A 26,470-nucleotide genomic window follows, 5' to 3' on the forward strand; every position below is an offset into this window, starting at 1 on the left:
ACGCTCCCTTTCCATCACGTCATTGTCCGCGCACGCACCTTGCGGTACGTCCTCGCAGGCGACAGCACGCGCGTCAGCAATGACCGTCGCGCGTGCCGCCGGTTGCGCCGCGTTTGCCGTCGCCGTCGCGATGAGCGCATCTGTGCAGGCGAAACCCGCCAAGCACAAGATGCCGAAGGTGCCAGCCGCGGCGCCGAGTGCAACACCGCTGCCCGCGCCGCTCGCCCGTTTGCTCGCCGCCAGCAAAGTGCCTGCGGGCCACGTGAGCGTGATCGTCGCGAAGGTCGACAATCCGCTGCAAACGCGCGGCCGTCTCGCTGCACCGCTCATCTCGATGAATGCGAAGGTGCCGCGCAATCCCGCATCGACGATGAAACTCGTCACGACGATTGCCGCCCTCGACACGCTCGGCCCCGACTATCGCTGGCGCACGCAGGCATTCACCGACGGCCAGTTCGACGGGCGTACGCTCAACGGCAATCTGTATTTCAAGGGCACCGGCGATCCGAAACTCGTGCCCGAAGAAATGGAGAAGTTCGTCGCCGAGTTGCATAACGCCGGTGTCACCAACATCAACGGCGACATCGTGCTCGACCGTTCGGCTTATAGCTCTGACATCGGCGCGATCGAAGCGATCGACGGCGGTGGCGATCGCCCGTACAACGTCGCGCCCGACGCGTTGCTCTATTCGTTCAAGGCCGTCTCGTTCAGCTTCTCGGGCAACCCGAACGGCACGGTCAACGTGAACGTGCTGCCGCCGCTGGCGAATCTGCAGGTGTCGAACGAGTTGTCGTCGACGGATGCCGGTAACTGCGGCGACTGGCTCACCCGCATTCATCCGACGCTCAATCAAGGCGCCGATGGCATGTACGTCGCGCGCTTCTCGGGCACCTACCCGACGGCCTGCGAAGACAAGGACTGGAACGTTGCCGCGCCTGATCGCGACCGCTTCTTCCTCGGCGGTTTCCGTGCGCTGTGGCAAGCGTCGGGCGGCCAGTTCAACGGCAACGTGCGCACCGGTGTGGTTCCCCCCGGGGCGAAGCTGCTGGTCACGCACCGTGGCCAGACGCTCGCGGAAGTCGTGCACGACATGAACAAGTTCAGCAACAACGTGATGGCGCGTCAGTTGTTCCTGACGCTGGGCCTGCCGCCCGATGGCAAGACACCGGCCAGCGTCACGCGCTCGCGCGAAGCCCTCGCTCGCTGGCTCGACAAGCACGATCTGTCGATGCCGGGTCTGGTGGTGGAGAACGGCTCCGGCCTGTCGCGCCGCGAACGCATCAGCGCCGCCGAGTTGACCGGGCTCTTGCAGCACGCGATCAACAGCCCGACGGCGCAGGTGCTGGTCGAGTCGATGCCGACGGTCGGCGTGGACGGCACCATGCGTAACCGCCTGACCGGCAGCCCGGTCGCCGGCAACGCACACATCAAGACCGGTACGCTCGACGACGTGCGCGCGGTAGCGGGCTACGTCGGCACGCGCAACGGCGACATCTACGTGGTGGTTTCCCTCGTGAACGACGCGAAGGCCAACAACACGCGCGCCTTCAACGATGCGCTGATTTCGTGGGTGTACGAGAATGCTCCCTGAGCGCGCCCTGAGCACTCACCGAGCATAAAAGCGGCTTTCGAGGATTCACTCTAGCCGCTGCGCCAAGGCGTGACATTGGCCTCAGAATAGACGCTTCATCGGCGTCATTTCCGCTCAGACGGAAAGACGCCGGTCAGATGACCCTATCGTGAGGAGACGCGAGGTCATGAACGTCGAGTTGATTCTGCTGGCGCTCGCGCCCGTGTTCGTGCTGTGTATCGGTATCGAAGCATGGTACTGGCGACGCCGCCGCCCCGGCATGTACAGCCTGAAAGATACCGTGAGCAACGCCACGCTCGCGCTCATGCATCAGGGCGCCGACAAGCTCGCGTGGCTGCTCATCGTGCCGTTCTACGCGTGGCTCTACGACCACCACCGCATCTACACGATGCCGGCGGGCTGGGTCGGTTTCCTGCTGCTCTTCGTCGTGCAGGACTTCCTCTATTACGTGTTCCATCGCGCCAGCCATCGCATTCGCTGGCTGTGGGCGGCGCACGTCGTGCATCACTCGTCGGAGCGGCTCAACCTGTCGACGGCATTCCGCCAGAGCCTGATGTATCCCGTCGCGGGCATGTGGTTGTTCTGGACGCCGATGGCACTCATCGGCTTCACGCCGATTCAGATCGTCGGCGTGGTGCTGCTCAATCTCGCGTTCCAGTTCTTCGTGCACACGCAGGCCATTCCGAAACTCGGCTGGCTGGAGTACGTGCTGAATACGCCGTCGATTCACCGCGCGCATCATGCACGCAACCCGCGTTACATCGACCGCAATTACGCGGGCGTGCTGGTGATCTGGGATCGCCTGTTCGGCTCGTATGTGGAAGAAAGCGACGCGGAGCCGTGCGAGTACGGCATCGTGAATCAGATTCACACCCACAACCCGATCACGCTGACGTTTCACGAGTGGAGGTCGATGGCGCGCGATGCAGTCACGCTGCCCGGCTGGCGTAACAAGTGGATGGCCCTGTTCGGGCCTCCCGAATGGTCGTCAGGCTTGCTCGAAAGCCGCCGCAGCGCGGCCGAGGCGGTCGTTGACGGCAGCCCACGCGGGCGTGTCCGGTAAGCGCTCGAAGAGAATACGTGTGACGTTTGCGCGATCCAGACGGCGTAGCAGCGCGTAGAGATCGGTCGCCAGCGCGTCGGGCGTGGGCGGCAACGTGAACTTCACCACGTCGTCGCCTAGTTCAACCAAAGCGTCGGCACCCGACAGTGACGGCAGCGACGCCAGCGTGCCGGTGAAGGCCACCACAGCCACTCGCTCGCCTTTCGGATGCACGGCCAGTGCCGGCGCGAACTGCGCCGCGTCGCAAAGATAAAGCGGCGTGCGCGGCGCGTAATGTGCCTTGAGCGTGCCCGAAGCACGCGGCGCATTGGCGTCCTGTCCCGGCAGGCGCGGCATCTCGCCCAGCACTTCGGCGATCTGTTCCGGCGTGATGTGCCCCGGACGCAGCAGTGCCGGGAAGCCCCGCGACAAATCCACAATCGTCGATTCGATACCCACGGCCGCTTCGCCGCCGTCGAGCACGTGCACGGTCACGCCCGGCAGACCGGCGAACTCGTCGCGCACGTGTTGCGCGGCGGTCGGGCTCACCTGACCGAATCGATTGGCCGACGGGCCCGCCACACCGCCCTGCCCGCTGGCACCGCCTTTCACGCGAGCGAACTCGCGCAACAGCGCTTGTGCAACGGGATGCGACGGCACACGCAGACCCACGGAATCCTGACCGCCCGACACCGCCGCCGGAATATGCGGCGCGCGTTTGACGATCAGCGTGAGGGGGCCGGGCCAGAAGGCGTCCATGAGCTTGCGCGCGGCAGGCGTCACGTCGTCGCTCCAGTAACCGGGGTCGCCCTCGGGCGAAAAATGCACGATGACCGGATGATTCGCCGGCCGGCCCTTGGCCGCATAGATGGCCGCGACGGCCTGCGGGTTCTCGGCATCGCCCCCGAGGCCGTAGACGGTCTCGGTCGGGAACGCGACCAGTTCGCCCGCGGCCAGTTGCCCGGCGGCTTGCGTGATCGCTTGCGCCGACGGCATGACGATGCGAGGGGCCTGCGACGACGTCATCGGTCAGTCTTCCAGCGCGATATTGAGGCTAGCCGCTGCGGCAACGCAGGCATCGCGTGCCTCGTCGAGCGTGGCGCCTGCAAACGTGATGTGGCCCATCTTGCGGCCCACGCGCGCTTCTTCCTTGCCGTACAGATGCAGACGCGCCGACGGCAGTGCCACGACGTCGTCCCACGCCGGTGCGCGGGGTTGATCCTTGGCGTCGCCCTCGAACCACACGTCGCCCAGCAGGTTGAGCATCACGGCGGGAGAATGCTGACGCGTCTCGCCCAGCGGCAGGCCGGCCATGGCACGCACCTGCTGCTCGAACTGGCTCGCGGCGCACGCATCGATCGTGTAGTGACCGCTGTTGTGCGGACGCGGTGCCATCTCATTTGCGATCAGCGAGCCATCCTTGAGGATGAAGAACTCGACGCACAGCACGCCCACGTAGTCCATTTGCGACGCAATGGCCGCTGCCGCCGCCCGCGCTGCATCGGCGAGCGCCGGGGCCGCATCGGGCGCCGGGACGGTGGTAGTGGCCAGAATGCCGTCGATATGGACGTTCTGCGCGAGCGGATACGTCGCGACCGTGCCGTTGGCGCCACGCGCGCTCAGCACCGACACTTCGTAGGCCAGCGCCAGACGCTTCTCCAGCACGCACGCCACGCCGCCCATTTCGGCATACGCGGCACGCGCTTCGGCGGGCGTATTGACCCGCACCTGACCCTTGCCGTCGTAGCCCATGCGGGCGGTTTTCAGAATGCCCGGCAGCACAGTCTCGAACGCTGCTTCGCCAATGGCGTGCAGCGCGTCGGTCGACTCGATCACCAGATGGGGGGCCACGGGCACGCCGCAGCTTTCAATGAATCGCTTCTCTGCCACGCGGTCCTGCGCAATCGCAACGCAGCGGCCCGCCGGGCTCACGGTGGTGCTTTGCGCGAGGAAGTCGAGCGACTGCGCCGGCACATTCTCGAACTCGGTCGACACGGCCGGACACAACGCTGCCAGCTCGGCGAGTGCGGTTTCGTCGCGATAATCGGCCACGATCAGACGGTCGGCCACGGCACCCGCCGGGCAGCGCGGATCCGGGTCGAGAACGCAGACCTTGTAACCCATCGATTGGGCGGCGAAACAGAACATGCGGCCGAGTTGGCCGCCGCCCAGCATACCCAGCCATTGACCGGGGAGGATGGGCGCAGCGGAGGCAGGATTCATCTTCGTTGAGGCGAGAAAGCGTGCGGGGACGGGCTTGTTTTTAGAGTGCCGGCAGCGTCATGCCGCGCGCCGCTTCGGTCTGCTTGGCGCGGAAGGCGTCGAGCTTTTCAGCCAGCGTCTTATCGTCGGCAGCGAGCATGGCCACGGCAAACAACGCCGCGTTGGCCGCACCGGCTTCGCCGATGGCGAAGGTCGCGACCGGCACGCCCTTGGGCATCTGCACGATCGAGAGCAGCGAATCTTCGCCACGCAGGTACTTGCTCGGCACCGGCACACCCAGCACCGGTACGGTCGTCTTCGCGGCAATCATGCCGGGCAGGTGCGCGGCACCGCCGGCCCCGGCGATGATCGCCACCAGCCCGCGCTCGCGAGCGGCTTCGGCGTAGCGGAACATGTCGTCCGGCATGCGGTGCGCCGAGACCACCTGCGCTTCGTACGGCACGCCGAACTCGGCCAGAATGGCGGCCGCGTTCTTCATCACTTCCCAGTCCGAGTTGGACCCCATCACCACGCCCACGCGGGGCGCAGCGGCTTGCTTATCACTCGTTGCGGTCATTGTCGTTTCCGTCCCGCTCAGGCCAGTTGCTGGCCGGTCAGGCGCTCGAGCGCCTCGCGGTACTTCGCAGCGGTCTTTTCGACGACTTCATCCGGCAGCTTCGGCGCGGGCGGGGTCTTGCCCCACACTTGCGTCTCGAGCCAGTCGCGCACGAACTGCTTGTCGAACGACGGCGGGTTGCTGCCCACGGCGTACGAATCGGCCGGCCAGAAGCGCGACGAATCGGCCGTCAGAGCCTCGTCCATCAGATGCAGCTTGCCGTCGTCATCGAGACCGAATTCGAACTTCGTGTCGGCGATGATGATGCCGCGCGTGGCGGCGTAGGCGGCGGCTTCCTTGTACAGGCGAATCGAGATCTCGCGGATCTGCTCGGCCAACTCGCGGCCGATGCGGCTCACCATGTCGTCGAAGCTGATGTTCTCGTCGTGCTCGCCCAGCTCGGCCTTGGCGGCCGGCGTGAAGATCGGCTCCGGCAGTTGCTGTGCGTTTTGCAAGCCTGCGGGCAGCTTCACGCCGCACACGGCGCCGGTGGCCTGATAGTCTTTCCAGCCGCTGCCGGCCAGATAACCACGCACCACGGCTTCCACCAGAATCGGCTTCAGGCGCTTGACCACGACGGCGCGGCCGGCCACTTGGGCGGCTTCGTCGGCCGACACCACCGATTCCGGCGTGACGCCGGTCAGGTGATTCGGGACGACGTGCGCGAGCTTGTCGAACCAGAAATTGGCCATCTGGTTGAGCACACGGCCCTTGCCCGGAATCGGCTCGCCCATGATGACGTCGAACGCCGAAAGGCGGTCGGTCGTCACGATCAGCAGCTTGTCGTCGCCGACGGCATAGTTATCGCGCACTTTGCCGCGGGAGAGCAGCGGCAGGCTCTTGAGGGAGGATTCGTACAGGGCGTTCAAGGCGGGGGTAGTCACGGCGGGACCCGATGTCAGAAGGGCAAAGGCGTAATTATACGCGCCTTGCGCGCCCCTCGGCGGCCTTCGGGACTTACACCGCCAACTCGTGCAACAGGGCGCCAATTCGCGCCGCATGGCCCTCGCCCACCAGTAGCGCCACGACCGGTGCACGCGAAGTGGGATGCGACATCGGCTTGCCGGAGCGCTGGCATTGCCGATGCCACTGCTCGACCGACGCCGCCGCGTAAAACTTGTTGTCGCACATGAGCGTGGCGTCGTCGGTGCGCGTGATCAGGCGCATGGCGTCTGGGCTGGCGGGGTCGATATCCTCCAGCGAGATCCGGTCGGTGTGCGGGCCGAGGTAATGCTCACTGGCGTGCCGGAAGCCGGTGAAGTAGTCGGTCTGGCCCGGCAGCCAGACCAATTCGGTGCCCGTGGGCAAGGTAGTCGACGCCAGCAGCGAGACAGTACGGTCGAAGTCGGCTTCGAGGTAGTCGGCCATCTGGTGCCGCCAACGCGCGATGCATTGCGTTTCGGCGTTCAGGTCGATCGGCGGCGTACGTCCCCTCGCGTCACTGTCACGCACCCGTTGCAGGCGGCGATACAGCGCCGACAGGAATCCGGCCGGATCGGACGCCCGCATGGCCGGGGGCATGTGCCGATCGTGGGTCGGGAAGTACAGGCCGTTGGAGACGAAGACCGCGAGTTCATTCGACCGGTTCGTCGCAGGCGGCATGACGGGGCCGTGATAACCCTCTGGCGGATCGCACCGCGCGATGACCGAGACGTGAAGTGCATCGAAGTCCTTCAGGCGGTCGATCGCCCGGGGCAACAGGCGGTTCGCTGCCATGCACCAGCCGTCGGGGCTTCTCAGTGTGTTGATCAGTTCGGCACACTCGGCAATTTGCCCGAAGCTGGCGCGCGCCCGTCCGATGTGGTGGGCGCTCTGCTGCGCACGCTGCATCTGCACCTGATCGACGATCGTGTCCACGCTCGGCGGCCTGCCGTCGGCCGAAGGCAGTTGCAGCAAGGCGCTGGCGATGACGGCGCACGGGCGCGAGACGCCCTGCTCGGAACACACGAGTGCGATCTTGCCGGGGTTTTGGCGAAGGTAATCTGCCACGCCCTTACCCGCCTGCCAGAGCGTTGCACCGGAAATGGCAGCGCCGCCGTGTTCCATCCCGGTGAATTCCATGCATGTCACGTGTGCGAGACTTTCCTCGACCTTCGAAACATCGGCAGCCATGCGTACCGCGAGCCGTGACTGCGGATGGGGGCCCTGCTGTGCGGAGACCCTCGCGAGATAACGGACTGCCGATCGTGGCAGATAGCGATTGGTCTCCTCGTTCTCGTTTGCCTCCCCTGCCTGCTGAATCGCACCCGGCTCGACAGAGAAGATGGCCCCGATGTCCGGATGCGCTTTGAGCATGCGGGTCAGGGCGGCGCCTTCCGCGGACGTGGCCGTCGGCCCCACGATGAACCGGTGTTCGCCAAATGTGAGCAAGCCGTAGCGTGTGCATTCCCCATCGACGCAAATCAACGTCTGCGGATTCACGCCGTATGCGTTGATCCACGTGGCCTTTTCCGAATTCGCGAGCAGCGCGCCTTGCTGGAACGGGTCTAGTTGACCGAGTGTGAGAATGGGCGAGCCAACCCACGGGGACGGCGGCTCGCCTCCGCCGGCAGAGCGATCCGAAGGGCGGTTCGCGACGCCGCACAGCGCGTTGGACAAGGTATCGGCCGGCGCCGCAACTTGCCGCGGCGGAGGTTCGACCGGGACGGTGGCGCGGGAACGGGAAATGAACGAGAAAATGCGGGGCATCGCAAACTCCAAAGCGGGGCTGCCGGCATCCGGATCAAGATCAAGATCAAGATCAGGATCGGGCCACGTGATCAGGGCCCGAGAGACTTTCACGTCCACCGGGGCGGGGCTTTGGCATTCGGGAGTCGGCTGCGGATTTGCGGCCTTAGCGGGAAATTGCGGGAAATTGCTGGGAACTTGGCGACCTTGGACCTTAGCTGCACCTAAACAGGACACGGGTCGGGTTTGCGTTGCTTGGCGCGACGGTTGCGCCGCCTACAATGGAAATGTCCACCCGGGAGAGGGGCTGTCATGTCAACCACGTCGAACGTCACTGTTGTGATCGCGGCCGTCATGGCACTCACCACACTCGCCACAATCACCAGCCCAGTCGCCGGGGCGCAGGCGTCGTCCGCCGCGCCGCCCGGCCAGTCGTCCGCCCCCGCTGCCTCATCGCCGGCGTCACCGCATATCCACGCTCCGGTACACCGCCCCGCCCCGGCGCATGCCGCCTCCGGCGCCGCAGCGGCCTCCACATCGACCGCCGACGACCGCCCCGTGCTGCCTCGACTGATCGCCATCGCCACGCCGGAGCCCGACGACGCTATTCCGCGTTTCGCGCTCTACGCGGCGCGAGATATCGAAACGATGGGTTTGCAGTTCCCGATGCAGGCCGAAGGCATCGCGCCCGACGGCGACGTGGTGATCACGCTGAGCCTGCGCGAAGGGGCAACCACGCGCATGCGCGACTTCTCGCGTCAGCACATGAACGAGCCGATGACACTGATCGTCGATGGCGTGGAGATGCTCACCGCCACCATCCGCTCCGAGCTGGGCGGCAAATTCCAGTTGCAGATGCCCAAAGAAAAAGCCCGGCTTCTGTTCCAGCGTGTGCTGGCGAAGGCCGGGCCTGCAACCTGAGGTCCGAAGACCCCAAGTCTGATACTGACTTCTCGACTTACTTCACGATCTGCGACAGCGCGCCGCTCTTGTACTTCTCGGCCATCTTGTCGAGCGACACCGTCTTGATCTTGCCTGCCTGACCTTCGCAACCGAACGACAGATAGCGCGCCTTGCAAACCTGCATGGCGGCTTCGCGGGCCGGCTTCAGGTAGTCGCGCGGGTCGAACTTGCTCGGGTTTTCGAACAGATAGCGACGGATCGCGCCGGTCATGGCCAGACGGATGTCGGTATCGATGTTGATCTTGCGCACGCCGTGCTTGATGCCTTCGACGATTTCTTCGACCGGCACACCGTACGTTTCCTTCATGTCGCCACCGAATTCACGGATCTCGGCGAGCAGCTCTTGCGGCACCGACGACGAACCGTGCATCACCAAGTGGGTGTTCGGAATACGGCGGTGAATTTCCTTGATGCGGTCGATGGCGAGAATGTCGCCCGTCGGCTTGCGGCTGAACTTGTAGGCACCGTGCGAGGTACCGATGGCGATCGCGAGGGCGTCGCACTGCGTCTGGTTCACGAAGTCGGCGGCCTGATCCGGATCGGTCAGCAGTTGCTCGCGCGTCATCGTGCCGTCGGCGCCGTGACCGTCTTCCTTGTCGCCCTTCATCGTCTCGAGCGAACCCAGCACGCCCAGCTCGGCTTCCACCGTCACGCCGATGTAGTGCGAGAACTCAACGACCTTCTTCGACACTTCGACGTTGTATTCGTAGCTGGCGACCGACTTGCCGTCGGCTTCGAGCGAACCGTCCATCATCACGCTCGAGAAGCCGCTCTTGATGGCGGCCATACACACCGCCGGCGACTGGCCGTGATCCTGGTGCATCACCACCGGAATGTGCGGATAGGCTTCCACAGCGGCGGAAATCAGGTGACGCAGGAACGCCTCACCGGCGTACTTACGTGCACCTGCCGAAGCCTGCATGATCACGGGCGCGCCGACTTCGTCGGCAGCGGCCATGATTGCGGACACCTGTTCCAGATTGTTGACGTTGAAGGCCGGCAGACCATAGCCGTTTTCGGCGGCATGATCGAGCAGCTGTCGCATAGAGACTAGGGGCATGATGTTCTCCTTGGAATCACAAATTAAGCAAATCTTTCGTCGACCCAGGGGTGCCCTTCATGACGACGGCTCGCACGGGGCGATGCGCTTTTGCGCCTCGCCTCACGCGCGCGGCCCATTCAATCACGCGTGCCCCACCTGGACGATTTTCAACGTATTGGTACCACCGGGTTGCCCCATCGGCTCACCGACCGTCAACACGATCGTGTCGCCGCGCTTGACCACACCGCGCGCGAGCAGCAATTGCTCAGCCTGCTTCAACGCCTGATCGCGGTCATGCGTGGACTCGACACCCATCGCAAAAACGTTGCGATAAAGCGACATTTTGCGCAGGCTCGAGAGCTGCGACGTCAGCGCAAAAATCGGGACGTGGATCTTGTGCCGGGACAGCCAGAGCGCGGTCGCGCCCGATTCGGTCAGCGCCACGATAGCTTTCGCGCCAAGATGATACGCGGTAAACAGAGCGCCGGCGGCAATCGTTTGGTCGATGCGCGTAAAAGTTTGGTCCAGCCAATCGCGGTCGAGTTCCACCGTCTCGAAGCGCTCGGCCTCGACGCAGATGGTCGCCATCGTCGCGATGGTTTCCACCGGATACTTGCCCGCAGCGCTCTCGGCCGACAGCATCACGGCGTCGGTGCCGTCGAGCACGGCGTTGGCGACGTCCGAGACCTCGGCGCGGGTCGGCACCGGGTTGTGGATCATCGATTCCATCATCTGCGTGGCCGTAATGGTCACTTTGTTCATCTCGCGCGCCAGACGGATCATCCGCTTTTGCAGCGCCGGGACGGCAGCATTACCCACTTCGATGGCCAGATCGCCACGGGCGACCATGATGGCGTCGGAGGCCGCCAGAATTTCTTCCAGCGCCGGAATGGCTTCCGCGCGCTCGATCTTGGCGATCATGCGCGGCTTGATGCCGTACGGCTCGCCGGCCACATTGGCCAGACGGCGCGCCATTTCCATGTCGGTGGCGTTTTTCGGGAACGAGACCGCGACGTAGTCGGCGCCCAGCGCCATCGCGGTCTTGATGTCTTCCATGTCCTTCGCGGTCAGCGCCGGTGCCGTCAGCCCGCCGCCCTGGCGGTTGATCCCCTTGTTGTTCGAGAGATCGCCGCCGACCTTCACGGTCGTATGGATCTCGTTACCGAACACACGGTCGACGGTCAGCACGATCAGGCCGTCGTTCAGGAGCAGCACGTCGCCCGGACGCACGTCGCGGGGCAGTTCCTTGTAGTCCAGACCCACGCGTTCGTCGTTACCGACTTCGCAATCGGCATCCAGAATGAACGGGGCGCCGGTTTCGAGCGTCGTCTTGCCGTTCTCGAACTTGCCGACGCGAATCTTCGGGCCTTGCAGGTCAGCCATGATGGCCACTTCGCGGCCAGCGGCCTTAGCGGCGTCGCGCACCATCTGCGCGCGCTCGATATGGTCTTGCGCCTTGCCATGCGAGAAGTTCAGCCGCACGACGTCCACGCCGGCAGCGATCATGCGCGAGAGCACTTCCGGCGTGCTCGATGCCGGGCCGATGGTGGCGACGATCTTGGTGGAGCGGTTCATTACATCCATCTCTTCATCCTCTTTTGGTAGCAGCGCGTTCGACAATGCTGGCGCTTCGATGGTTGTACTTTATTTACGCGGCCAGAGGTTAACCAAAAAGTTCGTATTGTCCGTACGAAATCGTTCGATTCGAACTCAAACGTTCGCAATAAAGCGTGCAAAACGGCCATGCACGCTCCATTTCCGGACCGACGAACTGGTCCTCCAGCCCCGCCCCACTTAGATCTCCTTCAGTCCAATTAGTTGGCTTGGGCTGCGCGTTGTTGCAGCACGTCCACGGCCGGCAGGGTCTTGCCTTCCAGGAATTCGAGGAAAGCGCCGCCGCCCGTCGAGATGTAGCTCACCTGATCGGCTATGCCGTACTTGGCGATGGCGGCCAGCGTGTCGCCGCCACCGGCGATCGAGAAGCCCTTGGCGGCGGCAATTGCGCGCGCCAGCGTCTCGGTGCCATGACCGAACTGGTCGAATTCGAACACGCCGACCGGGCCGTTCCAGACGATGGTGCCCGCGCTGCCCAGTTGTTCGGCCAGCTTGGCGGCCGTTTGCGGGCCGATGTCGAGAATCATGTCGTCGGCGGCCACGTCGGCGGCGGCCTTCACGGTCGCCTCGGCCGTCGGGCTGAATTCCTTGGCGCAGACCACGTCGGTCGGGATCGGCACCGATGCGCCGCGTGCGGCCATGGCGTCGATGATTGCCTTGGCTTCTTCGATCAGATCGGCCTCGGCGAGCGACTTGCCGATCGGCAGGCCGGCGGCCAGCATGAACGTGTTGGCGATGCCGCCGCCCACGATCAGTTGGTCGACCTTGTCGGCCAGCGTCTTGAGAATGGTGAGTTTGGTCGAGACCTTCGAGCCGGCGACGATAGCCACCAGCGGGCGGGCCGGCGCGTTCAGCGCCTTGCCCAGCGCTTCGAGTTCGGCGGCCAGCAGCGGGCCGGCGCAGGCGGCCGGGGCGTACTTGGCGATGCCGTGCGTCGTGGCTTCGGCGCGGTGGGCCGTGCCGAACGCGTCGTTCACGTAGACATCGCACAGCTTGGCCATCTTCTGCGCCAGTTCGTCGTTGTCCTTCTTCTCGCCCTTGTTGACGCGGCAGTTTTCCAGCAGCACGACTGCGCCCGGCGCGACTTCAAAACCGCCGTCGACCCAATTGGCGATGAGCTTCACGTCACGGCCGAGCAGTTCCGACAGGCGCTGTGCCACCGGGGCCAGCGAGTCGGCCGGCTTGAATTCGCCTTCCGTGGGACGGCCCAGATGCGACGTGACCATCACGGCAGCACCGGCGTCGAGCGCCATCTGGATCGCCGGCACCGAAGCGCGGATCCGCGTGTCTTCCGTGATACGGCCCTCATCGTCCTGCGGCACGTTCAGATCGGCGCGGATGAAGACACGTTTGCCGGCGAGGCGGCCCTGAGCGATCAAATCGGAAAGACGTACGACGGAAGCCATGAGAATCCGGAATAAATAGTGGGAAAAACATGCATTTTAACTGATCCCACCGCCCGATTGACCATTTTGGGTGCCCCGGGGTTTTGCTTAGAGGAACAACCGCCCGAGGGTGTAGACCGCCATGCCGATGACGATCATCTCGATCATGTTGCGCCGCCAGACGAACCAGCCGGTGGCCGCCACCGCAGCAGCCAGCTTGTGATTGCCGATGTGAAGCGCGAACTGATGGTCGAGCAGCAGCACCTCAGGCACCACGATGACCGCCAGCGCCGCCGCCGGGGCGTAGCGCAGCGCGCGTTGCAGGCGCTGCGGCAGCGTCACCCGCTCGCCGGCCAGCAGGAAGAAGGTGCGCGTGAGCACGGTCACGGCGGTCATGGCCACGAAGGCAAACCAGATTTCGAGCGTGCTCATCAGCGCTGCCCTCCGCTCAGCTTGCGCGCGTGGCGTGCGGTCAGCTCGTCGCACACCATCCCCGCCGCGAGGGCGCCGACGACGCCCAGCACGAGGTTCAGCCGATAGGGCAGATCGAACGCGAGCAACCCGATGACCGACGCCAGCGTCACCGCGAGCAGCATCGAGCGGGTGGTAATCGTGTGCACCATCATTGGAATGAGCGCTAGCGTGCCCGCGAAGCCCAGCCCCCAGCTGTCGGGCACGAGGGCGCCGAGCATGATGCCGAGGATCGACGACACGTGCCACACCGCCCAGTTGCTGATCGTGATGCCGAAGTACGTGCCCTCCTTGCCCGGCACGTACCCATTGGCGAAGTTCTGGTTCATGAACATCACGAAGCCCAGATCGCCGTTCACGTAGCCCAGCACGATGCGCCGGGGCAGCGACAGATAGGAGAAGTGGGGTTGCAGCGCCGCGCTGAAGATCACGAAGCGCAGATTGACGATGGCAACCGTGAGCAGAATCGTCCAGAGCGGCATGCCGGCGGCGAAGAGGGGCAGCGTGGCCAACTGCGCCGAGCCGGCATAGAGCATCAGGCTCATGCCGATGGCTTGCGGCACGGTGAGCACCGATTTGCTCATGGCCACCCCGGTCACGAGGCCCCACGAGAAGATGGCAGGCAACAGCGGCGAAATAATGCGAAAACCGGCCGCGAACCCTTCACGTTCAGCGGCTGGCAAACGAAGCGTTGGCATGGTCTTGGGGGCGAGCGCCGTGGCAAGCGACGCACTGGATGGCATTGCGGGGCAAAGCGGTCCCGACGGCGCCCGGCACGCCCGTTCGCCCGCCTGGCGTTGCCGGATTGTCTCCTGAATATATTCATCATCTATGGCGGACGACAGGCCATTATAGTCACGGTAAATAGTTGCTTAGTAAGCTAAGCGGCAGTTACTGCCGGTTTTTGCAGGTACAACGCATGAGGTGTCGCATATGCGCCACGTTGGGGTGGCGATGGCCCGTGCGACGCGCGCCGGTGCGTGCCGCGAGCCGTCCGCAAAGGGGTCGGCTGCTTTACAATAGCGACTTTTGGTGAGCACGCCGCCCCGTACGGTGAGCCGTGCCGGCCCCGAAATTCCGAATACCCGAACACCCATCACGGTCTGAACCCCATGAGCGAAGTCAAACAAATGCCGATCGTCGAAGTCGGCGCCGAAGATCTGCCGGTGCATTGCCCGAACCCGAAGATGGAAGCCTGGAGCGCCCATCCCCGCGTGTTCATCGATGTGACCCATGGCGAAGCCGCCTGCCCGTACTGCGGCACGCGCTATCGCCTGAAGGCCGGTGTGGTACTCAAGGGTCACCACTAAGCTGCCTGACAGGTCATGCAAGTCCTGACCGTGCGGGCGAAGTCGCCGTGCCGGTCACCTGTGAGTTTCATCGCTACGCTTAACGTTTAGAGTCTCCGCCACGATGCATAAAGCCTTGGTGATCGCCCCCAACTGGATTGGGGACGCGCTGATGGCGCAGCCGTTGTTTACCCTGCTCAAGCGTCTGCATCCGCGTCTGACCATCGACGCGATCGCACCGAGCTGGGTCGCCCCGGTTCTGGAGCGCATGCCGGAGATTTCGCGCGTGGTCTCGACCGACCTCGCGCACGGCAAGTTGCAGCCGCTCGCGCGTTATCAGCTCGCGAGCGTGCTCGCCGACGAGGGTTACGACGCCGCCTATGTGCTGCCGAATTCCTTCAAGTCGGCGCTGATTCCGTGGCTGGCGCGCATTCCGTTGCGCATCGGCTACAAGGGCGAGCAGCGCTACGGCCTGCTCAACGTGCGCCACGCCAATCCGCGCAAGGACGAGCGCCCGCCGATGGTGCGGCATTACGCTGCGCTGGCGTTTGCGCCCGGTGCCAAGCTGCCCGAAACGCTGCCGACGCCGCGTATCGAAGCCGACTTGAACGAATCGGCGCGCGTGTTTGCGCGCTTCGGCCTCGATCTGCGTGTGCCGCTCGTGGTGTTCTGCCCGGGCGCCGAGTTCGGGCCGGCCAAGCGCTGGCCGCCGGGCCACTTCGCGCAGCTGGCACAACTGGTGCGCCGCTCGTTCCCGTATGCGCAGATCATCGCGCTCGGTTCGGGCAAGGACGGTGCGCTGGCCCAGCAGATCGCTGCCGACGCCCCGTTCGTGCGCAACCTGTGCGGTCAGACGTCACTGGCGGAAGCCTGTGCGTTGCTGGCACGCGCCAACGCCGTGGTGAGCAACGATTCCGGGCTCATGCACGTGACGGCTGCCCTGCGCCGCCCGCAGATCGCGCTGTTCGGATCGTCCGATCCGCGCCACACCCCGCCGCTGTCCGATCAAGCCCACATCCTGTGGCTACAATTGGAATGCAGCCCGTGTTTCGCGCGCGAGTGTCCGCTGGGCCATACGCGCTGCCTGAACGAGCTGATGCCGGAGCATGTGTTCGCCAATCTGCGCAACATTCTGCTCACGCAGCGGTAAGTTTCGCCCCCGGTTAGTCCTAACGGTTAAACCCAACGGTAAATCCTCATGCCACGTTTTGTCCGCCTGTTCGATGCCGCCAGTGAAACCATCACGGCCTTTTATGACGCGCTGCGCAGGGGCCAGACGGATCGTGCGATGTCGCTGTGGGCGAACGAAGACTTCGTGAGCTACATCCGCCCCGACGGTACGCGCTGGGACGGTCTGGAGCAGATTCGCAGCGGGCTGGTCGCGCAGTTCTCGCAGAGTGTGGTGTTGATCGATTCGCTCGATACGACCGAGTACGACACCGTCGGCACCGTCGTGCACACCGCCACCGAAGCGATGCGCGTGGGCAAGGAAGATGCTGGGCAGACGACCGCCCAGCTCATTCACACGACGTACGTGCTGGTGCACGAGCAAGGGGACTGGCGCTTCGCGCACATCCATTCGAGCCCGCTGCCGCAGCACGCCGTCGAGCAATTCAGTTTGATGATGCACGCCCGTCCGGACGGGCTGCACTGATCGTCACAAGGTCATGAGGTCAACATGACGGCCCGGCCAGCGACATTTTTCCCGCCCGATTACCGGTCGCCCCGGTGGTTGCCCGACGGGCACAGCCAGACGATTTACCCGGCGCTGCTGGGCCGGCGTCCGCCCGTCGAATTCCGGCGCGAGACGTGGGATACCCCCGACGGCGATTTCGTCGACGTCGACTGGCTGGTCGCCCCACCGGCATCGGACAAGGCACCGCCCGCCCCGACCGGGCTTGTCGAAACACCGCTCGTCGTGTTGTTCCACGGGTTGGAAGGCAGTTCCGACAGTCATTACGCGCGCACGCTGATGCGTGAAGTCGAAGCGCTCGGCTGGCGCGGCGTCATTCCCCACTTTCGCAGTTGCAGCGGCCGCATGAACCGTGCGCCGCGCTTTTACCATTCGGGCGACAGCACCGAGATCGACTGGATACTGCGGCGCTTGCGCTCGCATGTGTCGGGGCCGATGTTTGCGGCGGGCGTGTCGCTGGGCGGCAACGTGTTGCTGCGCTGGCTCGGCGAGCGCGAAGGGGATGCTGCGCAGATCGTGACTGCGGCGAGTGCCGTGTCCGCACCGCTCGATCTGCGTGCCGGTGGACTGGCGCTTTCGCACGGCTTCAACATGGTGTACACGCGCAACTTTCTCGGCACGCTCAAGAAGAAGGCTCTCGCCAAGTTGGAGCAGTACCCGGGGCTGTATGACCGCGATCTGATGATGTCGGCGCGCGATCTCGGCGAGTTCGATCATGTGGTGACGGCGCCGTTGCATGGTTATCACAGCGCGTTTGATTACTACACGCGGGCGTCAAGCAAACCGATCTTGCCGGCCATTGAAGTGCCGACGCTGGTGCTCAACGCGCGCAACGATCCGTTCCAGCCGGCCAGCGCGTTGCCCGGCGAGGCCGATGTCGGCCGCTTCGTGCATTTGTTGCAACCGGCCAATGGCGGGCATGTCGGCTTCATGAGCGGTCCGTTTCCGGGCGGCATGACGTGGATGCCGCGTACCGTCGTCGATTACTTCCGCCAATTCCTTCCCCGAGCACCCCATGGATGAGATCGTTCGACAGGCCATGGCCAAGTGGCCCAACGTGCCGCACTGCTACGGCTGGCTCTCGCTCGACCGTCGCGGGCAGTGGCGCATGCGCGACGAGGCTGCGCAGGCGGCGGGCACGGCGGGCGATCCGATTCGCCACACGGCATTGCTGGCGTTCATCGCTCGCAATTACGACAGTGACGAAGCGGGACGGTGGTATTTCCAGAACGGCCCGCAGCGCGTGTATGTCGGGCTGGCGTATGCGCCGTTCGTCGTGCGACTGTCGTGGGATGCCGCGGCGAACGAGGGCAAGGGTGCACCGGTGCTGACGGATCAGTTGGGGCATGCGTTCGTGCCGCAGGCTTGTCTGCTCGATGAGGATGGCAACGTGGCGTTTGTTGGAGAGACGCCGGTTGGGCTTGGGAGTGGTGGGAATGGCGAAGACGATGCGGGTGATCGCGTTCGCCCCGTTGCGCCGCTGGCCCTGCTGCACGATCACGACATCGATCTGCTGACGCGCGTCTCCGATCTGGCGCAGGCCGCCGAAATCGCGCAAACCGCTGACGACACGGCAGACGCCGAAGCCGCAGTTCGACTGCATTGGCAGAACGGTGAATCGTTACCGTTCACCACCGTGCATGCGGGCACGTTGCCAAAGACGTATGGGTTCGAGCGGGATCCGCAGGCCGACGGGACAAATTAGCAAGTCACGGGAACGGCTGCCCTCTTCACCCAAACTGCTTGAAGTCCTTCTCGTCTTCCTTGTCTTCTTTATAGCGACGTTGGAATTCGTGCAGTCGTGCGTCGATGGTCGACATCTCGTAGAAGTCGGCGTCGCCGGCGTCTCGGGCGAGTTTCAACTGGCTGACGGCGGCCATCCATTGGCCTTGTAGCGCGTACTGCTCAGCCAGCGCTTCATGCTGCTTGGCACGCTTGCCGCCTGCCGCCCACGCACCCGCCAATGCGCGCCACCAGATCGGCTCACTGCGATAGCGCTCGACCTGATCCTTCAGAAATTTGGTGGCTTCGGGAATTCGCTGACTGGCCACCAGCGCATCCGCATAGGCCATGTCGGACGCCTGTGACAGCGGGAACGCCGCCCGCGCCTCCGTGGCAATGCGCAGCGCCTCGGCCGGCTTGCCCTGCATGCGCGCGATGTCGGACGCCAGCACCGCCAGACTCGGCGTGCCTACGCCCGTACCGCCAAACGCGGCACGCGACTTCTCCAGCGCCTCGCGCGCCGGCTCCCAGCGATGTTGCTTGTACTCCGCCAACGCCACCGCATACCATGCGCCCGCAACGCTCGGTGCCGTCTGCGAGCGAATGGCCGTGCGTTGCGCATCGGCAATCGTCGCGAAATCGCTCGCCGACTTCTGCTGCAACACCAACGAACGCGCCCGCGCAAACGCATATTCCGGCGATTGCTCCGGCTGACGATAGCCGGCGTTGCGCGAACGGTTAAGCATGTCGGCAATGCGCTCGGTCGTCAGCGGGTGAGTGCGGACATACTCGGGCACGCCCGCTTCGTTGATCGCATCCGCACGTTGCAGGCGCTCGAAGAACGTCGGCATCGCATACGTATCGAAGCCCGCCGCTTGCAGCAACTGAAAGCCGACACGATCGGCTTCGCGTTCGGCATCGCGCGAGAAACGCAGTTGCCGATCCACCGCCAACCCCTGCCCGCCCATCGCGATGCCCATCCCCAGATCGGAGCTGCGCGCGCCAATCCCGGCGAGCAAGCCAAGCAGCATGCCGCCAAGCGCAATCCACGAGTTCTGCGCCTGCTGTCCGAGCATTCGCGCGATGTGGTGCTGCAAGACGTGTCCCGTCTCGTGGCCGACCACCGACGCGAGTTCCGATTCGGTACGCGTCGTGACGATCAAGCCGGTATTGATGCCGATGAACCCGCCGGGGAGCGAAAACGCATTGATGGCGGCGTCGCGCACCACGAAGAACTCGAAGCTCTGACTCGCATCGAGCCCCACCTTGCGCGTGGCCGCGACCAGCTTGCCGCCAAGCGTATTGATGTAATCGGAGAGCAGCAGATCGGAGAGATAGTCGGGGTCGGCGCGAATCTCGCGCATCACCCGCTCGCCGAGCTTGCGTTCCATCGCGGGAGATAAATCGGAAGCCGAACTTTGTCCGAGTGTCGGCAGCGACTGCGCCGCCGCTTGTGTGGGCACCACGGCCGCCGCGAACGTCATCACGCTCATCACCGGCAGCAACGCCCAAGCGACGGCCCGCCGCCAAGGGGAAGTGCGTGACAAAGCGCGGAACGAACGTGATGAACGCGTCATGGAAATGGGCGCGGCATGGCGCAGGTCATTCGAGGCTGCTGCTATGATAGCAGCCAAGTGTGGACGTTCCCGGCGTGTTTCCCGACGGGCTCCGCACATCACATTTGGCACCTATCCATGGCAGAACTCACCCATTTCGACACCGCTGGTCAGGCCCATATGGTCGACGTCGGCGGTAAGGACAGCACGCACCGCATTGCCGTAGCACGCGGCACCATCCTGATGAAACCCGAAACGCTCGCGCTGATTCGCACAGGCACCGCGAAGAAAGGCGACGTGCTGGGCATCGCGCGCATTGCCGCCATTCAAGGCGCCAAGCGCACGGCAGATTTGATTCCGCTGTGCCACCCGTTGGCGCTCACGCGCGTGACGGTCGAGTTTCTCGTCGACGACGGCGCGAATGCCGTCCATTGCCGCACGCAGGTGGAAACCATCGGCCGCACGGGCGTTGAGATGGAAGCCCTCACGGCCGTGCAAGTCGGCCTGCTGACGATCTACGACATGTGCAAAGCCGTCGATCGCGGCATGACCATTACCGACGTGCGCGTGCTGGAGAAGCACGGCGGCAAGTCGGGCGACTGGGTCGCGGCGTAACCAGCGACTTTCGCGAGCGGCCGGGGGGACATCACTTCCCTCGCGACGCCGTCCACTGCACGGCGAGAATGCTTGCGAACACCATCGCGAGCCCGACAAACGCTACCCCCGTAATCGCCTGCCCCAGTAACACCCATCCCAACACCACGGCCGTCAGCGGACTCAACAACCCGAGCGACGACACCGCGACCGGCGCAAGACGCGCAATCCCGCGAAACCACAACGCGTAAGCCAGCAACGCCCCCGCCACCGACAAATACAGATATCCCAGCGTCTGTAACGTTGTGAGCGACGGCAGCGGCGCGTCGACGAACAGCGCCAACGGCGCCAGCATCAACCCGCCCAGCACCAACTGCCAGCCCGTCAACGCGAGCACCGGCATGTCCACGCGCCAGCGACGCGTGAGATAAGTCCCCGTCGCCATGCTCGCGGCCCCCGCGAGCGCCGCCAGAATGCCTACCGGCTCGAACACCGTCGTCGGCGAAAGCAGCAGGATCGCCATGCCGACCACACCCGCCACCGCCGCCCACACCGTGGGAGCCAACGGCCGATTGCGCTCTACACCCCACGCCAAGCCCATGACCAATAACGGCTGAATCGCGCCGACAACCGCAGCCAAGCCGCCCGGCAAGCGATATGCCGCCACGAACAGCAACGCCTGAAATGCGCCGATGTTCAACGCCGAGAGCACCAGCAACCGCCCCCAATCGCGCGTCACCGGCCATCGGCGCGCGTAGATCAGCAGCAACAGCCCCGACGGCAACACACGAATCAGTGCGGCGGTGAAAGGCCGGTCCGGTGGCAAAAGCTGCGTCGTCACGATGTAGGTCGATCCCCAGATCATCGGGGCCAAGGCCGTCAGCAACACGTCGATCCAGTTCAATCGCGCGGGCGAAATCAACGTCGAAGTCGTCATGATTATTTATCTTCAATTCAAGATAAATTGCAGTTTGGTATCATTTTGTCTTGATGTCAAGATAAGTGAGGTCACGCATGGTGAGCCGACAAACTAGCAAGGGCGCAGATAGTACGGGCGACGCGGTCGACACAATCCTCGCGCAGTGGAATCGCGAGCGCCCCGATCTCGACGTCGCGCCGATGGCGATCATCGGCCGGCTGAAGCGCTGTGCCGCGTTGGTTCAGCAGCAACTCGACGCGACGTTCGCCGAGTTCGACATGAGTGGTTGGGAATTCGACATGCTGGCGACGTTGCGTCGCGCAGGGGCGCCGTATCGACTGGCGCCGACGGCGTTGTTTTCCACATTGATGGTGACGTCCGGCACGATGACGCATCGCCTGCAACGTCTGGAGACGCGCGGCTGGATCGCGCGTGTGCCGAACCCGGAGGACGCGCGCAGCACGCTCGTCCAGTTGACCGACACCGGGTTCGCACAGATCGAGCGCGCCGTCGACGCGCACGTGGCGAACGAGCATCGCATGCTCGCTCCCCTGTCGGCCGAAGCGCTCGCGCAGATCGACGCCGGGCTGATCGCCTGGCTCAAGCTGCTGGAAAGCGAGCGCTAGCCTGAGCTAGTCCGTTCGTTAAGCCGCCGCGGCATTCCCCACACGCTGGCGCTGCGGCCAGAAGTACCACACGGCGCCCAGCACCTGAAGCACGATCAGCGCCGCCCACGCAGTGAAGTGCGCATTCGGACTGTGTGCCGGATAAGCGCCGAGCACTGCGCCGATGCCCACCTGACACAAGAAGATCAGCACGAAGATGACGAGCGTGAGCGACGTGTTCACGCGTCCGATCAGCGTGCCGTGGAAATACTCGGCCAACACGGCGTACGACAGAATGCCCGTGCCACCAAAAATGCCGTAAGCCGTCCACAGCCAGACCGGCGGAATCGGCGCGCCCAGCATCAGCAGCAACTGCACCGCGACGAAGATCACCATGCCGACGCCGGAGAACGCAAACACGCTCACCCCGCGACGCTCGAGCGAGCGTGCCGCCGCACCGAACACCACACTGCCGGCCATCATCGCAAGCCCGACCACCGACACGAGCGACGCCGCCTCTGCCGCCGACAGGCCTTCGAAGTCACGCATGAAGGGCGCCATCCAGAGCGACTGCATCGCATAGAACACACCCTGCGTGATCCCCGAGAGCGACGTTACCTTCCAGAACATGGCGCTACCGAGCACTTGGCGCACGCCTTGCAGCGCCTCCGACAAACCACCCTGCGCATGCGCCCCCTGCTTCTCCGGTGCGCCAAACCACAACGCCACCGACATGAAGACGGTCAGTCCGGCCAAGCCGAACGACACCACGCGCCAGTCGGTCATGCCGAGCAGCCAGTTGAGTGGCGTGCCGACAACCACGCCGCCCAAGCCGCCAACGGCCATCACGAGCCCGTTGAGCAACGGCAGACGCGCCACCGGAAACCATTGCGCCAACGCCTTGAACGCGCTGCCCAGACACACCGACACGCCCACACCGATGAGCAGACGCCCCACCATCAGCGCGCCCACGCCATGCGCAAGACCGAACAGCACCGCGCCCGCCGCCGCCAGCAACAACACGATCGACGCCACGCGGCGCGGCCCGAACTTGTCGAGCAGCACACCCGCCGGCAACTGCGCACCGGCGAAGCCTAGAAAGTAGAGACTCGTGAGCAAGCCGAGATCGGCCGAGGAGAGTCCGAGTTCACGCGTCATGAACGGCGCAAACCCAATGTTCACACCGCGGTACACGTAGGAAACGAAGTACCCGCAGGCGAACAGCACAAAGATGCGTAGTGCTTTCGACATGAAGCCATACCTTAGTAATTTACTTGGGTATCCATTGTCCGAGGAACGGCGATCCCAAGCCAACGAAACCTTTGAGCGCGCATTGTGAGTAGAATTTGACATCATGTTTCGACACCTCCCTCCCCTCCAATCGCTGCGTGCACTTGAAGCGGCTGCCCGTCACCGGAGTTTTACGCGGGCGGCCGACGAATTGAATTTGACGCACAGTGCTGTCAGTCATCACATGCGCTCGCTCGAGCAGCAACTCGGCACGCCCCTCTTCCGCCGGGTCGGTGCCCGCATGATTCCGACCAGTGTCGGGGCGCGTCTGGCCGAGCGCATCCGCATCGGCATGTCGGAACTGGACGAAGCTTTCACCGAAGCCCGGGCGGGCACGGCAGCGGGGGCATCGCCCGCCACGGTGCGGCTGGAAGTCAGCGTGATGACCGATCTGGCGGCGCAGTGGCTGATCCCACGGCTCGATCGCTTCAGCGCGCAGCACCCGGGTATCGATCTGATGATCCGGCTCCACACGGATGTCGCCGCGCCAGACCCATATTCGGTCGACGTCGGCATCTGGCATCAGCGCGTGGAAGCGACCGGGTTCGTGTCTCGCAAACTGCTGACCGACTACGTCATCGCCGTCTGCCGCCCCGAGTTGATCGACCGGCTCCCGGACTTCACGATCGACGACACCCCGAAGCTGCCGATGCTGCGTTTCGCGCACCGGTCATGGCGCGACTGGCTGGTTGCCGCAGGTCTGCCGCCACACGAGCCCACGCGCGGGCCGATTTTCGACGATGCGGGCTTGCTGCTACGCGCCGCCGTCGCGGGGCAAGGGCTCGCGACCACGCGCAGCCTGCTGGTGCGCGACGCCATCGCGGCGGGCGAACTGGTGCAGGTGGGTGACGTCTGCATCCCGCCGAGTCTTGAGTACTACGTCAGCTGGCGTGAACATCATCCGCGCGAGCGCGCTATCCACGCGTTCTGGCAGTGGATGCAGGATGAGATTGCCGCGACGGTGCCACTCGGCAAGGGCATCGCACGCGGGGGCAAAACCGCGCGCCCATAAAAAAAACGGCAACGAATTCGTAAGAACTCGTTGCCGCTTTTCGTTGGCGCGGACTTCGACGGCAAAGCATAGCCAACCGTTGAAGTCCGACGACCGGGCAATCGGGGCACCCCAAACCATGGAGGCGCCCCGGACATGCCGTCTCTTGCGAGACTTACATGCCCATGCCCATGCCGCCCATACCGCCCATGTCGCCCATACCGCCGCCCATCGGGGCATCTTCCTTCGGCAGTTCGGCAACAGCGCAGTCGGTCGTCAGCAGCAGGCCCGACACCGAAGCGGCGTTTTGCAGCGCGGTGCGCGTGACCTTGGTCGGATCGACAACGCCCATTTCCACCAGATCGCCGTACTCGCCGGTCGATGCGTTGTAGCCGTAGTTGCCCTTACCGGCAATCACGTTGGCCACGACGACGCTGGCTTCTTCGCCACCGTTCGCAACGATCTGACGCAGCGGCTCTTCCATCGCGCGCAGCACGATCTTGATACCGGCGTCTTGGTCAGCGTTGGCGCCCTTGATGTCGGCAACGGCCACGCGAGCGCGCAGCAGTGCAACACCGCCGCCCGGGACGATGCCTTCTTCCACGGCAGCGCGGGTAGCGTGCAGCGCATCTTCGACGCGTGCCTTCTTTTCCTTCATTTCGACTTCGGTCGCAGCGCCGACCTTGATCACGGCAACACCGCCGGCCAGCTTGGCCACGCGTTCTTGCAGCTTTTCACGATCGTAGTCGCTGGTGGCTTCTTCGATCTGGGCGCGGATTTGCTTGACGCGTGCTTCGATGTTCACGGCTTCGCCAGCACCATCGATGATGATGGTGTTTTCCTTACCGATTTCGATGCGCTTGGCTTGGCCCAGTTCGTTGAGCGTTGCCTTTTCCAGCGTCAGGCCGATTTCTTCAGCGATGACTTGGCCGCCCGTCAGGATGGCGATGTCTTCGAGCATGGCCTTGCGGCGGTCGCCGAAGCCCGGAGCCTTGACGGCGCAGGTCTTCAGGATGCCACGGATGTTGTTGACCACCAGCGTTGCGAGGGCTTCGCCTTCGACGTCTTCGGCGATGATCAGCAGCGGACGGCCAGCCTTGGCGACTTGCTCGAGCACCGGCAGCAGGTCACGAATGTTCGAGACCTTCTTGTCGAACAGCAGGACAAACGGGTTGTCCAGGATGGCGACTTGCTTTTCCGGGGTGTTGATGAAGTACGGCGAGAGGTAGCCGCGGTCGAATTGCATACCTTCGACAACATCCAGCTCGTCTTGCAGCGACTTGCCGTCTTCGACGGTGATCACGCCTTCCTTGCCGACCTTGTCCATCGCTTCGGCGATACGGTCACCGATCGACGAATCGCTGTTGGCCGAGATCGAGCCGACTTGCGCGATTTCCTTGTTGGTCGTGCAGGGCTTGCTGATCTTGCGCAGTTCTTCGATCGCAGCGGCGACAGCCTTGTCGATACCGCGCTTCAGATCCATCGGGTTCATGCCCGAGGCAACGTACTTCATGCCTTCGCGAACGATCGACTGGGCCAGCACCGTAGCGGTGGTGGTACCGTCACCGGCGTTGTCGCTGGTCTTGGAAGCCACTTCCTTGACCATTTGCGCGCCCATGTTCTGGAGCTTGTCCTTCAGCTCGATTTCCTTGGCGACCGACACACCGTCCTTGGTCACCGTCGGGCCGCCGAAGCTGCGCTCGAGCACCACGTTACGGCCCTTCGGGCCCAGGGTCACCTTGACGGCATTGGCCAGGATGTTGACACCCTCGACCATCTTTGCACGAGCGGAATCGCCGAAAACGACTTCTTTAGCTGCCATTGCAATAACTCCTTGAATTCTTTACGTAGATGTCTGGGGGGACAGTCTTACTTGACCAGAACGGCCATGATGTCTTCTTCGCGCATGACCAGCAGTTCCTGGCCATCGACCTTCACGGTCTGGCCGGCGTACTTGCCGAACAGGACACGGTCGCCCACCTTCACGTCGAGCACGATCGACTTGCCTTGATCGTCTTTCTTGCCCGGGCCAACCGCCAGGATCTCGCCCTGATCCGGCTTTTCAGCGGCGGCTTCAGGGATCACGATGCCCGATGCGGTCTTCGTTTCGTTGTCCAGGCGCTTGACAATAACGCGGTCATGCAAGGGACGAAGGTTCATTACAAGCTCCTCTTTTCTCTCAGTGAGATTGTCAAAACGATATATGCAAGATGTTGCA

Annotated in this window: 26 protein-coding genes; 11 read left to right on the forward strand and 15 right to left on the reverse strand. The window is 64.1% G+C overall.

Features of this window, described 5'->3' with window-relative positions; genetic code table 11:
- Positions 1-79: 79 nt before the first annotated feature.
- Both dacB and PIN31009_RS22135 read left to right on the forward strand, forming a co-directional pair.
- A complete protein-coding gene (gene dacB / locus PIN31009_RS22130) occupies positions 80-1,591 on the forward strand; it encodes a D-alanyl-D-alanine carboxypeptidase/D-alanyl-D-alanine endopeptidase (RefSeq protein WP_150791594.1) in 1,512 nt (503 codons plus the stop codon).
- 166 nt (positions 1,592-1,757) lie between these two features.
- Positions 1,758-2,654, forward strand: a complete 897-nt coding sequence (locus PIN31009_RS22135; protein WP_246185805.1) for a sterol desaturase family protein — start codon at positions 1,758-1,760, stop codon at positions 2,652-2,654.
- Here the strand turns inward: PIN31009_RS22135 and PIN31009_RS22140 are convergent.
- The 5 genes from PIN31009_RS22140 to PIN31009_RS22160 form a co-directional block, all read right to left on the reverse strand.
- Positions 2,580-3,659, reverse strand: coding sequence for an L-threonylcarbamoyladenylate synthase (locus PIN31009_RS22140; protein WP_150791595.1), 1,080 nt, complete (start codon positions 3,657-3,659; stop codon positions 2,580-2,582). The genes PIN31009_RS22135 and PIN31009_RS22140 overlap by 75 nt on opposite strands.
- Before the next feature lie 3 nt (positions 3,660-3,662).
- Complete coding sequence (locus PIN31009_RS22145; protein ID WP_150791596.1) at positions 3,663-4,856, reverse strand: 5-(carboxyamino)imidazole ribonucleotide synthase; 1,194 nt, start codon at positions 4,854-4,856, stop codon at positions 3,663-3,665.
- Positions 4,857-4,896: 40 nt separating this feature from the next.
- Positions 4,897-5,412, reverse strand: a complete 516-nt coding sequence (purE, locus tag PIN31009_RS22150) for a 5-(carboxyamino)imidazole ribonucleotide mutase (protein WP_150685000.1) — start codon at positions 5,410-5,412, stop codon at positions 4,897-4,899.
- Between the two features lie 17 nt (positions 5,413-5,429).
- Positions 5,430-6,320 (reverse strand): phosphoribosylaminoimidazolesuccinocarboxamide synthase, encoded by an 891-nt coding sequence (locus PIN31009_RS22155; RefSeq protein ID WP_058377643.1) that lies wholly within the window; start codon positions 6,318-6,320, stop codon positions 5,430-5,432.
- An 88-nt stretch (positions 6,321-6,408) separates the two neighbouring features.
- Entirely contained in the window at positions 6,409-8,139 is a 1,731-nt protein-coding gene (locus PIN31009_RS22160; RefSeq protein ID WP_150791597.1) for a type 1 periplasmic-binding domain-containing protein, read from the reverse strand.
- Positions 8,140-8,430: 291 nt separating this feature from the next.
- Between PIN31009_RS22160 and PIN31009_RS22165 the strand changes: the two genes are divergently transcribed.
- Complete coding sequence (locus PIN31009_RS22165; protein WP_150791598.1) at positions 8,431-9,039, forward strand: hypothetical protein; 609 nt, start codon at positions 8,431-8,433, stop codon at positions 9,037-9,039.
- A gap of 37 nt (positions 9,040-9,076) precedes the next feature.
- Here the strand turns inward: PIN31009_RS22165 and fba are convergent, their stop codons facing one another.
- The 5 genes from fba to PIN31009_RS22190 all read right to left on the reverse strand — a co-directional run bounded on the left by fba (position 9,077) and on the right by PIN31009_RS22190 (position 14,336).
- Positions 9,077-10,141 carry a class II fructose-bisphosphate aldolase gene (gene fba, locus PIN31009_RS22170; protein WP_150791599.1) on the reverse strand — a complete coding sequence of 355 codons (1,065 nt, stop codon included), beginning with the start codon at positions 10,139-10,141 and terminating at the stop codon, positions 9,077-9,079.
- 123 nt (positions 10,142-10,264) lie between these two features.
- A complete protein-coding gene (gene pyk / locus PIN31009_RS22175; protein WP_058377639.1) occupies positions 10,265-11,698 on the reverse strand; it encodes a pyruvate kinase in 1,434 nt (477 codons plus the stop codon).
- Positions 11,699-11,937: 239 nt separating this feature from the next.
- Positions 11,938-13,143, reverse strand: coding sequence for a phosphoglycerate kinase (locus tag PIN31009_RS22180; RefSeq protein WP_058377638.1), 1,206 nt, complete (start codon positions 13,141-13,143; stop codon positions 11,938-11,940).
- 87 nt (positions 13,144-13,230) lie between these two features.
- Positions 13,231-13,554, reverse strand: coding sequence for an AzlD domain-containing protein (locus PIN31009_RS22185; protein WP_150685005.1), 324 nt, complete (start codon positions 13,552-13,554; stop codon positions 13,231-13,233).
- The gene (locus PIN31009_RS22190; protein WP_246185806.1) at positions 13,554-14,336 is read right to left on the reverse strand and encodes an AzlC family ABC transporter permease; all 783 of its coding nucleotides are present in this window, start codon (positions 14,334-14,336) and stop codon (positions 13,554-13,556) included. The genes PIN31009_RS22185 and PIN31009_RS22190 overlap by 1 nt, the downstream gene beginning before the upstream one ends.
- A 369-nt stretch (positions 14,337-14,705) precedes the next feature.
- On the opposite strand from PIN31009_RS22190, the gene PIN31009_RS22195 reads away from it, so the two are divergent.
- From PIN31009_RS22195 to PIN31009_RS22215, 5 genes are all read left to right on the forward strand, one after another.
- Positions 14,706-14,903 carry a zinc-finger domain-containing protein gene (locus PIN31009_RS22195; RefSeq protein WP_058377636.1) on the forward strand — a complete coding sequence of 66 codons (198 nt, stop codon included), beginning with the start codon at positions 14,706-14,708 and terminating at the stop codon, positions 14,901-14,903.
- 103 nt (positions 14,904-15,006) lie between these two features.
- Positions 15,007-16,032, forward strand: a complete 1,026-nt coding sequence (gene waaF / locus PIN31009_RS22200) for a lipopolysaccharide heptosyltransferase II (protein WP_058377635.1) — start codon at positions 15,007-15,009, stop codon at positions 16,030-16,032.
- A gap of 48 nt (positions 16,033-16,080) precedes the next feature.
- Positions 16,081-16,536: a nuclear transport factor 2 family protein gene (locus tag PIN31009_RS22205; RefSeq protein WP_058377634.1), complete on the forward strand. Its 456-nt coding sequence runs from the start codon at positions 16,081-16,083 to the stop codon at positions 16,534-16,536.
- A 24-nt stretch (positions 16,537-16,560) separates the two neighbouring features.
- The gene (locus tag PIN31009_RS22210; RefSeq protein WP_150791600.1) at positions 16,561-17,598 is read left to right on the forward strand and encodes a YheT family hydrolase; all 1,038 of its coding nucleotides are present in this window, start codon (positions 16,561-16,563) and stop codon (positions 17,596-17,598) included.
- Positions 17,591-18,280, forward strand: a complete 690-nt coding sequence (locus PIN31009_RS22215) for a DUF2946 family protein (protein WP_150791601.1) — start codon at positions 17,591-17,593, stop codon at positions 18,278-18,280. Before PIN31009_RS22210 ends, PIN31009_RS22215 begins: the two co-directional genes overlap by 8 nt.
- A 25-nt stretch (positions 18,281-18,305) precedes the next feature.
- Here PIN31009_RS22215 and PIN31009_RS22220 read toward each other — a convergent pair whose 3' ends face one another.
- Entirely contained in the window at positions 18,306-19,874 is a 1,569-nt protein-coding gene (locus tag PIN31009_RS22220; protein ID WP_150791602.1) for a M48 family metalloprotease, read from the reverse strand.
- Between the two features lie 117 nt (positions 19,875-19,991).
- On the opposite strand from PIN31009_RS22220, the gene moaC reads away from it, so the two are divergent.
- Entirely contained in the window at positions 19,992-20,468 is a 477-nt protein-coding gene (moaC, locus tag PIN31009_RS22225; RefSeq protein ID WP_058377629.1) for a cyclic pyranopterin monophosphate synthase MoaC, read from the forward strand.
- A 31-nt stretch (positions 20,469-20,499) separates the two neighbouring features.
- Here moaC and PIN31009_RS22230 read toward each other — a convergent pair whose 3' ends face one another.
- The gene (locus tag PIN31009_RS22230; RefSeq protein ID WP_174996128.1) at positions 20,500-21,384 is read right to left on the reverse strand and encodes an EamA family transporter; all 885 of its coding nucleotides are present in this window, start codon (positions 21,382-21,384) and stop codon (positions 20,500-20,502) included.
- A 77-nt stretch (positions 21,385-21,461) separates the two neighbouring features.
- Here PIN31009_RS22230 and PIN31009_RS22235 point away from each other — a divergent pair, with 77 nt between their 5' ends.
- Complete coding sequence (locus tag PIN31009_RS22235; RefSeq protein WP_150791603.1) at positions 21,462-21,992, forward strand: MarR family winged helix-turn-helix transcriptional regulator; 531 nt, start codon at positions 21,462-21,464, stop codon at positions 21,990-21,992.
- 18 nt (positions 21,993-22,010) lie between these two features.
- Here the strand turns inward: PIN31009_RS22235 and PIN31009_RS22240 are convergent, their stop codons facing one another.
- On the reverse strand, positions 22,011-23,222 hold the full coding sequence (locus PIN31009_RS22240; RefSeq protein WP_150791604.1) for an MFS transporter: 1,212 nt from the start codon (positions 23,220-23,222) through the stop codon (positions 22,011-22,013).
- 103 nt (positions 23,223-23,325) lie between these two features.
- Here PIN31009_RS22240 and PIN31009_RS22245 point away from each other — a divergent pair, with 103 nt between their 5' ends.
- Positions 23,326-24,273 carry a LysR substrate-binding domain-containing protein gene (locus PIN31009_RS22245; RefSeq protein WP_150685011.1) on the forward strand — a complete coding sequence of 316 codons (948 nt, stop codon included), beginning with the start codon at positions 23,326-23,328 and terminating at the stop codon, positions 24,271-24,273.
- 154 nt (positions 24,274-24,427) lie between these two features.
- Here PIN31009_RS22245 and groL read toward each other — a convergent pair whose 3' ends face one another.
- Together groL and PIN31009_RS22255 are read right to left on the reverse strand one after the other, a co-directional pair.
- Positions 24,428-26,074, reverse strand: a complete 1,647-nt coding sequence (gene groL, locus PIN31009_RS22250) for a chaperonin GroEL (RefSeq protein WP_058377624.1) — start codon at positions 26,072-26,074, stop codon at positions 24,428-24,430.
- 47 nt (positions 26,075-26,121) lie between these two features.
- Entirely contained in the window at positions 26,122-26,412 is a 291-nt protein-coding gene (locus PIN31009_RS22255; protein WP_058377623.1) for a co-chaperone GroES, read from the reverse strand.
- Positions 26,413-26,470: the final 58 nt, after the last annotated feature.

Source organism: Pandoraea iniqua, from assembly GCF_902459685.1.
Taxonomy (GTDB): domain Bacteria; phylum Pseudomonadota; class Gammaproteobacteria; order Burkholderiales; family Burkholderiaceae; genus Pandoraea; species Pandoraea iniqua.